Below are 11894 nucleotides of genomic sequence, written 5' to 3' on the forward strand. Positions count from 1 at the left end.
TCAGTGGAAGTCCCGCGAAGTGGTGACCAGATCGCCCAGCCAGTCGCTCATGTCGGCAAGATGGGCCGCGATCAGGTGCTGCACGCCATCCACGTGTTCCCATCGCCCACGCACCGACAGCAGGCGCGCGCCCAGCAGTGCCTTGCGCTGGCGCGCCGCCAGGTGCGGCCAGACCACCACGTTGACCACGCCGTGCTCGTCTTCCAGGGTCACGAAAATGACACCGCTGGCGGTACCCGGTCGCTGGCGCTGGGTGACGATGCCGGCAGCATGCACGCCACGCCCGTGCGGCATGTCCTGCAATTGGCGCGAGTCCAGCACGCGCTCGGCCTGCAGGCGCTCACGCAGCAGTGCCAGCGGGTGCGTGCGCAGGGTCAATCCCAGCGCGCGGTAATCCGACAGCACGTCCTCGCCGGTGCGTGGCGCCGGCAACACGATGTCCTCCTCGTCCGGACTGCCGGGCAGCAATGGACGCTGGCGCTCGATGCCGGCCACCGCCCAGCGGGCGGCGTGGCGATTGCCGGCCAGCGCTTCCAGCGCGCCGGCCTCGGCCAGGGCATGCCGGGCCTTCTCGTCCAGGCGCGCGCGCAGGCACAGATCGCGCACGTCCCGGAATGGCTGGCGCGCACGGGCCGCGACGATCGCATTCGCCATCGCCTTCGACAGCCCGCTGATCTGGCGCATGCCCAGGCGGATTGCCGGCTGGCCGGCATCGTCCTTGTCATCGATGTAGAAGCGGCCGCCTTCCAGCGTGCAATCCCAATCGCTGTGCAGCACGTCGACCGGCCGCACCTCGACCGGCAGGCGCCCGCCCCGCCCGCGCCGCGCGTCCTGCACGATCTGGCTGGGCGAATAGAAGCCCATCGGCTGGGCGTTGAGCAGTGCGCAGGTGAACGCGGCCGGCTCGTGCCGTTTCAGCCAACTGCTGATGTAGACCAGCTTGGCGAACGAGGCCGCATGGCTCTGCGGGAAGCCGTAGGAACCGAAGCCCTTGATCTGTTCGAAGATCTGGTCGATGAATTCGGAGGAGTATTTTTTTCCCTCCATCAATTCGCGGATGCGGGCGCGATGCGGCTCCATGTCGCCGCCGCGTCCCCAGGCCGCCATCGAGCGGCGCAGTCCGTCTGCTTCCGCTTCCTTATAACCGGCGTGGATCACCAGTTCCATTACCTGTTCCTGGAACAGGGGGATGCCCAAGGTCGGCCCGAGGATTTCCTCGATTCCGGAAGACGGGTAGACCACCGGATCCTTTTTCTGCCGCCGCCGCAGATAGGGATGCACCATGTCGCCCTGGATGGGACCGGGGCGGACGATGGCCACCTCGATGACCAGATCGTAGAAATTCTCCGGTTTCAATCGCGGCAGCATGCTCATCTGCGCGCGCGACTCGATCTGGAACACGCCGACGGTATCGGCGGCCTGGATGAGATCGTAGGTACCTGAGTCGCCGCCCGGTATCCGCGCCAGGTCGATGACGCGGCCACGATGCTTTTCAATCAAATCCACCGCTTTCTTGATGCAGGTCAGCATGCCCAGCGCCAGGCAGTCCACCTTGAGCAGCTTCATGGTTTCCAGATCGTCCTTGTCCCACTGGATGATGGTGCGATCGTCCATGGCCGCGTTCTCCACCGGCACCACCGTGGACAGTGGCGCGTCGCTGATCACGAAGCCGCCGACGTGCTGGGACAGATGGCGCGGGTGCCCGCGCAGCAGTGCGGTCATCGCCAGCACCCGCGCGATCAGCGGATTGTCCGGATCGAAGCCGGCCTCGCGCAGGCGCTGTTCCATCGGCGTATCGCCGTTGCCCCAGCCATAGCAGTCGGCCAGCAACGCAATCTGGTCCGGCGGCAGGCCGAACGCCTTGGCGACGTCGCGCACCGCGCTCTTGCCGCGGTAGCGGATCACGGTGGCGGCGATGGCCGCGCGCTCGCGGCCGTACTTGTCGTAGACGTATTGGAGCACCTCCTCGCGCCGCGCATGCTCGAAGTCCACGTCGATGTCCGGCGGCTCGTTGCGGTTTTCCGACAGGAAACGCGCCATCAGCAGGCGGGTCTCGTCGGGATTGACCACGGTGATGCCCAGCGCGAAGCACACCGCCGAATTGGCGGAAGAACCCCGCCCCTGACAGAGGATGTCCTGTGCTTTGGCGAAACTGACGATGTCCTGGACGGTCAGGAAGAAGGCTTCGTACCCCTTCTTGGCGATGAGCGCCAGTTCGCCTTCGATCTGTTGCCTGATCTTGGGGGGAGCGCCCCCCGGCCAGCGTTCGCGCATGCCACGCTCGGTCAGCTCGCGCAGCCAACTGGCCGGCGTATGGCCTTCCGGCACCAGTTCGACGGGATAGCGGTACTCCAGTTCGTCCAGATGGAAAGTGCAGCGCTCCGCCAGTCGCACCGCCGCCTCCAGCAACGCGGCCGGATAGATATTTCCCAGCGCCCGCCGCGTGCGCAGGTGGCGTTCACCGTTGCGGAACAGATGCTCGCCGCACTCGCTCAAGGGCAGCCCTTGACGGATCGCGGTCATGGTGTCCTGCAGGGCGCGCCGCCGACGCACGTCCATGTGCACATCCCCGGTCGCCACCGGCGTCATGCCCTGCTCCGCCGCCAATGCCAGCAATCGTTGCAGGCGGGCATCGTCGTCCTCGTCGCGATGCAGTTCCACCGCCAGGAAGGCACGTTCGCCGAATACCCGTTGCAGCCACCTTCCCTGTTCCGGCTCCGGCACGCGCGCTGGCAGCCACAGCGCGAACAGGCCGCACGCTCCTTCGGCCAGCACGCTTTCCACATCCTGGCGGGTGAGCCGATAGCTTCCCTTGGTGGTGGCGCGACGGCCTGCGGTGATCAGCCGGCACAGTTGCGTGTAGCCGTGATGGTTTTCCACCAGCAGTACCAGCCGCAGGCCGTCGAACAACCGGAACTCGCTGCCCACCACCAGTTTCAACCCCGTCGCCCGCGAGGCTTCCAGCGCGCGCACGATGCCCGCCAGCGAGCATTCGTCGGTGATCGCCAGCGCCTTGTAACCACATTGTTTGGCGCGCGCGAACAACTCTTCCGCGCTGGCCGCACCGCGCAGGAAGGAGAAGTCCGACAGGCAATGCAGCTCGGCGTAGGCCGGCAAATCGTCGGCGACGACGGCATCGTCGTTGGCCGCCGCCAGTCCCAGCCGCTGCGCCACTTCCCAGGCGCGCGGGGGGCGGCCACCGGGCGAATCGGTATCGCGTTCCTGCTCGCGGCTCATGCAAACCACCCGTGCAGCATCCAGTGATCGCGCTCACCCGGCGGCGCGAACGCCCAGGCATGCTGGCCCTGCGAGGTTTCCAGCACGTAGTAGTCGCGGCGCGCGTCGTCGCCGTCCCACCAGCCGCTTTCCAACCGTTCCGGCCCGGACAGGATGCGCGGGCGCGGATCCCGCAGCGGTATCGGCTGCGGCAGCAGCCAGGCCGGGCGCGGCGGTCGCGCGGGCGCCGGGGCGATGTCCGCGCGCTCGTCGCCACGCAGTCGCCGCCAGGCCCGTTCCGGGCGCGGATCGCCGGTGGGCGCCACCTGGTGGACCGCATCATCGCCCAACCGCGCGCGCAGGCGTTCGCGCAGTTGTGGCCAGGGCAGCGTCTGCTGCGCGTGCAGATCGAACAGATCCCGCGTGGCCGGCACGAAGGGCGGCAGTTCGCGCGCCAGCAACCGCACCGCCACCACCGGCGCGGGAATGGATACGCGTTCAAGCCGGTTGCGGGTCAGTTCGAACAGCATCGCCGGTTCGCGCTCGGCCGACAGCAGGCCGACCTCCACATCGGTATGCCCTTCCTCGTGCTCCAGCCGCAGCAGGAACCGCTGCACGCCCCCGTCGCGGATGGACAGGTAGGTGCACAGATCGCCGATCAGCCGGCGCAGGGGGAACAGCAGCGCGGTGTGGCTTTCCACTTCGTAGCCCAGTTCCACCCGCTCGTCGAAATGATCCGGCGGCGCGTAATACGACAGCGGCTCGTCGGCCTCGCCATACAGGCGATCCAGGTGCTCCAGCACCGGCAGGCCGAAGCGCCGGCGCAGGCTGTCGCGCGGCAGGCCGCGCAGACTACGCAGATCGCGGATGCCCATGCGATGCAGGCGTTCGCCCGCGTCGTCCGGCAACACGGCGCGTCGGACCGGCACCCGATCCAGCACCTCGTGCATGGCCGGCGCCTGCATCATCGCCAGGCCATCGCGCAGGCCGGCGAACACGCGCGCCGCGCGCGGCGTCGGCGCCAGCGCGATGCGATGGTTGAAACCGAGCGCATGCAGTTCCTCGCGCAGCCGCGCCTCGAACCGCGGCCACGGCCCCAGCAGGCGGAAACTGGCGCGCACTTCCATGACCAGGCAACCGGGCCATTGCGCGCTCACCAGCGAACTGTGGCGATAAGCCCATGCGGCCAGGAAACGATGCCAGCGCGCCTCGGCCTGCGGGTCGTATTCGGCCAGTGCCAGATCCGGTTGCAGCGCATGCGCGGCGGTCAGGCGCATGCCGGCCCGCAGGCCCGCCTGCGCGGCGGCGGTGTTGACGGCGTGCAGCGTGCGCAGTTGCGCCGGGCCGGTCACCAGCGCCAGCGCTGCTCCGGGATCGGGGCAACGGCGGAGGACGGCGTCCAGCGCCAGTTGCGGCAGCAATAGGCAGGCCCAGAGCATGCGCGGCTCACGAACCCGTCCAGGCGAACGCCTGTGCGGGCGGATGCCCGCCCCGGCATTTGCGTACGTGCCAGGCACCGGTCGTGCGGCCTTTTTCGCGGGCGTATTCCAGCCGCAGCGCGGCCGGCGAGGCATTGAGCGCATGCCGGCGATCGCGCAGCGCGAAGCCCAGGCAATCGCCGCTGTCGGCGGCCACCTGCAATCGCCGCAGGGCACGCCCGTCGGCAGTCGAGGGCCAGCCGATCACCGCCGCGCAGGCGCCGCTGCGCAGGCATTGTTCGAACGCCCACAGCGCATCACGCGGGGCGGCCTCGACCAGATGCAGGTGCGCCAGATCCACGCCGCCTGCCTGCCAGGCCGGCGCATAGGCCAGGTACGGCGGCGCGATCAGCACCACCGCGCCGGCGGCCCGTGTCAGGCGCGCCAGCGTGGGCATCAGCAGGCCGATCTCGCCCACCCCATCGGCCGGCAGCAGCAGTTCGGTGAGCGCGCCGCGCGGCCAGCCCCCTTGCGGCAGCAGGCGATCCAGTTCGTGATGGCCGGTGCTCTCGCTCTCGGCCGGAGCGACGGCGCTGCGGCCCGCGTGCCACAGGGTCTGCGCGGCCAGCAGGGATTCCAGGGCGACGACGCTGCCCATCAGTCGCGCCGGATCAAACCGCAGTACAGCCCTTCGATGGCGAAATCCTCGTCGGGATCCGGATCGATCGGTACATGGCCGGCGCTGCGCGGCAGCAGGCGCAGTTCGGTGGCGGTGCGGTGCAGGCGCTTGATGGTGATGCCCGCGTCGCCGAGCCGCGCCACCACCGTCTGGCCGTGATGCGCGTCGGGGGTGATGCGCACGCCGACCAGATCGCCATCGAGGATGCCGTCGTCGCGCATCGAGTCGCCCTGCACGCGCAGCAGGTAATCCGGGCGCATCCGGAACAGCGCCGCATCCACGTGCAGCAATGCCTCGGTCTCGCCGTCGTTGAGGATCGGCTGGCCCGCCGCGACCCGTCCCACCAGCGGCAGGCTGATCACGTCGTCGCGTTCCATGCGCGCCTCGATCAGGCGGATGCCGCGCGGCCGACTGGGATCGCGGACCAGATAGCCCTTCTTCTCCAGCGCTTCCAGGTGCTTGAACACCGCGCTGACGTGGCCGATGCCGACCGCCGCGCCGATTTCCTGCAGGGTCGGCGCGCTGCCGGTCTCGGCCAGGTGCAGGCGCACGGCTTCCAGGATGGCGGCTTGGCGATGGGTCAGGGTCAGGCTCACGCGAGAATCTTTTCACCTAATCAGGTGAAAGCCAAGGGTGAAAACCTGAATCGGCCTCCCGAGCGTGCTTTCCTAGGCCGTCCCGGCCGGGAACAGCGCCCGGTCCCATTCCGGCGCCTCGCCGAAACGTCCGGCCAGGAAATCCAGGAACGAGCGCACCAGCGGCGGCATCAGCCGGCGGGTGGCGTAGACGCCGAAAATCCCCATCGGCGGAATGTCGTAGTCCGGCAGCACCGCGACCAGTTCGCCGCGCGCCAGATAATCCGCCGCCTGGTAGGTCGGCAGCATCGCGATGCCGCCGCCGCTGCGCACCGCCTGCAGCAGCACACTGGCCTCGTTGGCACTGATCCCGCCGCCCACCGCCACCGCCATCTCGCGGCCTTCGCGGCGCAGGTGCCACAGGCTCTTGCCGACGAAGTGATGGGTCAGGCAGTCGTGCGTGGTCAGGTCCTCCACGCGTACCGGCACGCCGCGCCGGGCCAGGTAGTCCGGCGAGGCGCACAGCAGCGAGCGGCAGGTGCTGAGCCGGCGGGCGATCAGGTTGGGATCCAGTTCATGGGTGATGCGGATGGCCAGATCCACCCGCTCCTCGACCAGGTTGACCGTGCGATCCAGCAGCAGCATGTCGATGCGCACGCCCGGGTGCTGGCCGACGTACTCCACCACCGCCGCCGCCATCTGGCTCTGCCCGAACGAGGTACTGCAGGTCAGTCGCAGTTGCCCGTGCAGCGGCGTGTCCGTGTCGCTGGCGACCGAGGCCTGCAGATCGGCGCCGAGTTCCAGCAATTTGCGACAGCGTTCCAGCGCCTGTTCGCCCGGCGTGGTCAGGCTGATCCGGCGGGTGGTGCGATGGAACAGGCGCACCCCCAGCCAGTCTTCCAGTTCGGCCAGGTAACGGGTGACCATCGCCCGCGACATGTCCAGCGCCTCGGCGGCGGCGGTCAGGCTGCCGCGCTCGGCGACCTCGACGAACACCCCCATTGCGGTCATCCGGTCCATGACTTGCTCGATTCATGCAACAAACAAGTGCCTTATACGCGGTTTTTCGTTCGCTTTCAGCTCCTTACAGTGGCCCCACTTTCCCGCCCACCCGGAGTTCCCCATGAAAATCGCCCTCGTCGCCGCCACCGGCAAAATCGGCCGCCACATTGCCGCCCACGCCCTCGCCCGGGGCCATGACGTCACCGCCATCGTCCGCCGCGATGGCGACCTGCCCGCCGAACTGGAGGGCGCCCGCATCGTGATCGCACCGCTGGACGATCACGACGCCCTGGTCGCCGCCGTGCGCGGCCACGACGTGCTGGCCAGCGCATATGGCCCGCAGCCCGGCGCCGAATCCACCCTCGTCGATGTCAGCGACGCCCTGATCGCCGCCGCCCGCGAGGCGGGCGTGCCCCGCGTTGTCGTGGTGGGTGGCGCCGGCAGCCTGGAAGTGGCGCCTGGCGTGCAGCTGGTCGACGTTCCGGATTTCCCCGCCGCCTACAAGCCGGTCGCGCTGGCGCATCGTGATGCGCTCAAGCTTTTCCAGGACGCCGACGATCTGGCCTGGACCTTCTTCTCGCCCGCCGCCGAAATCGGCCCCGGCGAAGCGCGCGGCCGGTTCCGCACCCAGGCCGGCAAGCTGCTGGCCGATACCGGTGGCAAGAGCGCGATCAGCTACCCCGACTACGCCGATGCCTTCGTCGCCGAAATCGAGCAGGCGCGCCATCCGCGCCAGATCATCACGGCCGCCTACTGAGCGCTGCGCGAATTTCCTCCGCCCGCATCCACCGACCAGGAAACGATGTCCATGAAAGCCCTTGCCCTGAAATCCATGAGCGCGCTGGCGCTCGCCCTGTCGCTGGCCGCCTGCGGCGGCCAGGCGCCATCGTCCACCGACACCGCCATGGCGGTACCGAAAGCCGCCGAGTCGGTCGCCGGACCGCTGAAGCTGGAGATCTACAACCCCGGCCCGGACGGCATCTTCGCGGTGTCCTCGGTACTGCTGAGCGGCCGCGAGGACGCGGTGCTGATCGACGCGCAGTTCTCCACCGTCGACGCGGCGAAACTGGTCGAGATGATCAAGGCCTCCGGCAAGCGCCTGACCACGATCTACATCAGCCATGGCGATCCGGATTTCTATTTCGGCCTGGAAACGCTGAAAGCCGCCTTCCCGGACGCGAAGATCCTGGCCACGCCGCAGACCATCGCCCACATACGGGAAACCAGCGCCGGCAAGCTGGCGCACTGGGGACCGATCCTCGGCGCGGGCGCACCCAAGCAGATCGTCGTGCCGGAGCCGCTGGCGGGTGATCGCCTGACCCTGGAGGGCCAGGAACTGCGGATCATCGGCCTGGATGGCCCCACCCCGGACCGCAGCGTGGTCTGGATTCCCTCGATCCGCACGGTGGCCGGCGGCATTCCGGTGATGGCCGGTGAGCATGTATGGATGGCCGATACCCAGACGCCGCAATCGCATGCCGACTGGCTGGCCACGTTGGATCGGATCGCCGCGCTGAAGCCGGGGACGGTGATTCCCGGCCATTTCGAACCGGGCGCACCGCAGGGCCTGGACGCCGTGCGCTTCACTGGCGACTACATCCGCGCCTACGACGCGGAAGCGGCCAAGGCGGAGGATTCGGCCGCGCTGATCGCGGCGATGAAGGCGCGTTATCCGGAACTGGGCGGCATGCCTTCGCTGGAACTCAGTGCCAAGGTCAGCAAGGGTGAGATGCGCTGGCCCTGAGCGGAAACGCTGGCCTCAAGCCCTGTCCCCTCTCCCGTAAACGGGAGAAGAAACCTGCTACACCCTTCTCCCGTTTACGGGAGAAGGTGGCGCGCAAGCACCGGATGAAGGCGCCTTTCGCGTGATGCCACTCCAGCGGCTTGCCCCCATCCGCCTTTGGCACCTTCCCCCGCACGCGGGGGAAGAAACCTGCTACACCCTTCTCCCGTTTACGGGAGAAGGTGGCGCACAAGCGCCGGATGAGGGCGCCTTTCGCGTGATGCCGCTCCGCCGGTTTGCCCCCATCCGCCTTCGGCACCTTCCCCCGCATGCGGGGGAAGGAAACTGGTTACTTCCTTCTCCCGTTTACGGGAAAAGGTGGCGCGCAAGCGCCGGATGAGGGCGCCTTTCGCGTGATGCCGCTCCAGCGGCTTGCCCCCATCCGCCTTCGGCACCTTCCCCCGCATGCGGGGGAAGGAAACTGGTTGCTTCCTTCTCCCGTTTACGGGAGAAGGTGGCGCGCAAGCGCCGGATGAGGGCGCCTTTCGCGCGATGCCGTTCCACCAGCTTGCCCTCATCCACCTTCGGCACCTTCCCCCGTATGCGGGAGAAGGAATGCAGGATGAAAGTGCACTCGTTCCCTTCCCGTTTTCCTTCTCCCGTTTACGGGAGAAGGTGGCGCGCAAGCGCCGGATGAGGGCGCCTTTCGCGTGATGCCGCTCCAGCGGCTTGCCCTCATCCGCCTTCGGCACCTTCCCCCGCATGCGGGGGAAGGAAACACGAATCGCGCGATCAATCCTTGCTGCGGGCACGCGCGAAGGCTGCGGCCAGCGCGTTGTCGGCAGGTGGCGCGGCGGTGCGTGCTGCGCCGCCCTGCCCGCGTCCGCCGCCGTCGCGGCCGTTGCGCGGGCCGTTTCCGCCGCCACTGTTCCCGCGTGCGCCTTGCGCGCCACGGTCCTCACGCACCGGCGGCGGTGTGTCATCCAGTCGCCGCGTCAGGGCGATGCGCTTGCGCGGGATATCCACCTCCAGCACCCGCACCTTGACGATGTCGCCGGCCTTGACCACCTCGCGCGGGTCCTTGACGTAGCGATCCGCCAGCGCGGAGATGTGGATCAGGCCATCCTGGTGCACGCCGATGTCGACGAACGCGCCGAACGCGGCCACGTTGCTGATCACGCCTTCCAGGATCATCCCGGGCTTGAGGTCCTTGATGTCTTCCACCCCGTCGGCGAAGCGCGCGGCCTTGAACTCGGGGCGCGGGTCGCGGCCGGGCTTCTCCAGTTCCTTGAGGATGTCGCGCACGGTCGGCACGCCGAACTTCTCGTCGGTGTACTCCTCGACGCGCACGCCGCGCAGGAAGCCGGCGTCGCCGATGATCTGCTTCACTTCCCGGCCGCACCTGGCCAGGATGCGCTCGACCACCGGATACGCTTCCGGATGCACCGAGGACGCATCCAGCGGTTGGTCGCCATCGGCGATGCGCAGGAAGCCGGCGCATTGTTCGAAGGTCTTCTCGCCCAGGCGTGGCACCTTCAGCAAATCCTTGCGCGACCGGAACGCGCCGTTGGCGTCGCGGTAGATCACGATGTTGTCGGCCACGCTGGAGGACAGCCCGGACACGCGGGTCAGCAGCGCCGCCGAGGCGGTGTTCACGTCCACGCCGACCGCGTTCACGCAGTCCTCGACCCTGGCGTCCAGCGCGCGCGCCAGCCTGAACTGGTCGACGTCGTGCTGGTACTGGCCGACGCCGATCGCCTTGGGTTCGATCTTCACCAGTTCGGCCAGCGGGTCCTGCAGTCGGCGCGCGATCGACACCGCGCCGCGCAGGCTCACGTCCAGGCCCGGGAATTCGCGCGCGGCGAATTCGGATGCCGAGTACACCGAGGCGCCGGCCTCGCTGACCACGATCTTCTGCATCTTCAGTTCCGGCGCCAGCTTGATCAGATCCCCGGCCAGCTTGTCGGTCTCGCGGCTGGCGGTGCCGTTGCCGATCGAGATCAGTTCCACCTGGTGCTTCGCGCACAACGCGCGCAGCACGTGCAGCGACTGATCCCACTGGCGCTTGGGTTCATGCGGATAGATGGTCGCGGTGTCGACCAGCTTGCCGGTGCGATCCACCACCGCCACCTTCACGCCGGTGCGCAGGCCCGGATCCAGCCCGAGCACCGCCTTGGGGCCGGCCGGCGCGGCCAGCAGCAGATCCTTGAGGTTGTCGCCGAACACCGCGATCGCCTCGGCCTCGGCCTTCTCGCGCGCCTGATTGAACAGATCCAGCAGCAGGTGCATGTGCAGCTTGGCGCGCCAGGTCAGCCGGCACGCGTCCAGCAGCCACTTGTCGCCCGGACGGCCCTGCGCGGAAACGCCGGCATGTTTGGCCACGCGCCCTTCGGCCAGCAAGTGCCCGGCTTCGGCCTCGTTGCCCGGATCCAGATCCAGCAGCAGGATTTCCTCCCGGCGCGCGCGGAACAGCGCCAGCAGCCGGTGCGAGGGAATCTTCGCCAGCGATTCGGCGTGGTCGAAGTAGTCGCGGTACTTGGCGCCTTCGGTTTCCTTGCCTTCGGCCACGCGGGCGCGGATCACGCCGATCTCGTGCATCCAGTCGCGCAGTTCGCCGACCAGCGCCGCGTTCTCGCCCCAGCGCTCCATCAGGATCGCGCGCGCGCCTTCCAGCGCCGCCTTGATGTCGGCCACGCCCTTCTCCGCGTCCACGTAGGCTGCGGCCGCGGTTTCCGGCGCCTGCGAGGGATCCGCCAGCAGGCCGTCGGCCAGCGGCTCCAGGCCGGCTTCGCGCGCGATCTGCGCGCGGGTGCGACGCTTGGGCTTGTATGGCAGGTACAGATCCTCCAGGCGCGCCTTGCTGTCGGCGGCCTCGATGTCGGCGCGCAGTTCACCGGTCAGCTTGCCCTGCTCCTCGATGCTCGCCAGCACCGCCGCGCGCCGGTCCTCCAGCTCGCGCAGATAGGTCAGGCGCGTTTCCAGGTTGCGCAACTGGGTGTCGTCCAGTCCGCCGGTGACTTCCTTGCGGTAACGCGCGATGAAGGGAACGGTGGCGCCTTCGTCGAGCAACGCGATGGCGGCACGCGCCTGCGCGGTCTGGGCGCCGATCTCGGTGGCGATGGTCTGGGCGATCTGCAGGGCCAGCTTCGGATTCTTGTCTTGCATTGCTTCCGTCGGAAATGACCCGGTGGTCCGGGTGGGATGCCGATTGTGGCAACCCCGGACCACATGCGAAACGGCTTGACAGGCAGGGAAATTCAGCTAGGGCCGCACGGCCGCGG

General features: G+C 68.5%; 8 protein-coding genes. 2 read left to right on the forward strand and 6 right to left on the reverse strand.

Going from position 1 to position 11894, the window contains the following annotated elements; all coding sequences use genetic code 11:
- From AC3DE2_RS05975 to AC3DE2_RS05995, 5 genes are all read right to left on the reverse strand, one after another.
- A complete protein-coding gene (locus AC3DE2_RS05975; RefSeq protein ID WP_488425449.1) occupies positions 1 to 3237 on the reverse strand; it encodes an error-prone DNA polymerase in 3237 nt (1078 codons plus the stop codon).
- Complete coding sequence (locus AC3DE2_RS05980) at positions 3234 to 4655, reverse strand: Y-family DNA polymerase (protein WP_488425450.1); 1422 nt, start codon at positions 4653 to 4655, stop codon at positions 3234 to 3236. The genes AC3DE2_RS05975 and AC3DE2_RS05980 overlap by 4 nt, the downstream gene beginning before the upstream one ends.
- Positions 4656 to 4662: 7 nt before the next feature.
- The gene (gene imuA, locus AC3DE2_RS05985) at positions 4663 to 5316 is read right to left on the reverse strand and encodes a translesion DNA synthesis-associated protein ImuA (RefSeq protein WP_295382397.1); all 654 of its coding nucleotides are present in this window, start codon (positions 5314 to 5316) and stop codon (positions 4663 to 4665) included.
- The gene (lexA, locus tag AC3DE2_RS05990; protein WP_295382362.1) at positions 5292 to 5909 is read right to left on the reverse strand and encodes a transcriptional repressor LexA; all 618 of its coding nucleotides are present in this window, start codon (positions 5907 to 5909) and stop codon (positions 5292 to 5294) included. The genes imuA and lexA overlap by 25 nt, the downstream gene beginning before the upstream one ends.
- Positions 5910 to 5981: 72 nt before the next feature.
- Positions 5982 to 6908 carry a LysR family transcriptional regulator gene (locus AC3DE2_RS05995; RefSeq protein WP_295382361.1) on the reverse strand — a complete coding sequence of 309 codons (927 nt, stop codon included), beginning with the start codon at positions 6906 to 6908 and terminating at the stop codon, positions 5982 to 5984.
- Positions 6909 to 7011: 103 nt separating this feature from the next.
- On the opposite strand from AC3DE2_RS05995, the gene AC3DE2_RS06000 reads away from it, so the two are divergent.
- Together AC3DE2_RS06000 and AC3DE2_RS06005 are read left to right on the forward strand one after the other, a co-directional pair.
- Positions 7012 to 7647: an NAD(P)-dependent oxidoreductase gene (locus tag AC3DE2_RS06000; RefSeq protein ID WP_488425451.1), complete on the forward strand. Its 636-nt coding sequence runs from the start codon at positions 7012 to 7014 to the stop codon at positions 7645 to 7647.
- Positions 7648 to 7698: 51 nt separating this feature from the next.
- Entirely contained in the window at positions 7699 to 8634 is a 936-nt protein-coding gene (locus AC3DE2_RS06005; protein ID WP_488425452.1) for an MBL fold metallo-hydrolase, read from the forward strand.
- A gap of 771 nt (positions 8635 to 9405) precedes the next feature.
- Here the strand turns inward: AC3DE2_RS06005 and AC3DE2_RS06010 are convergent.
- Positions 9406 to 11778: a Tex family protein gene (locus tag AC3DE2_RS06010; RefSeq protein ID WP_488425453.1), complete on the reverse strand. Its 2373-nt coding sequence runs from the start codon at positions 11776 to 11778 to the stop codon at positions 9406 to 9408.
- Between the last annotated feature and the right edge of the window lie 116 nt (positions 11779 to 11894).

It is taken from the genome of Pseudoxanthomonas sp. 68-E7 (assembly GCF_057773145.1).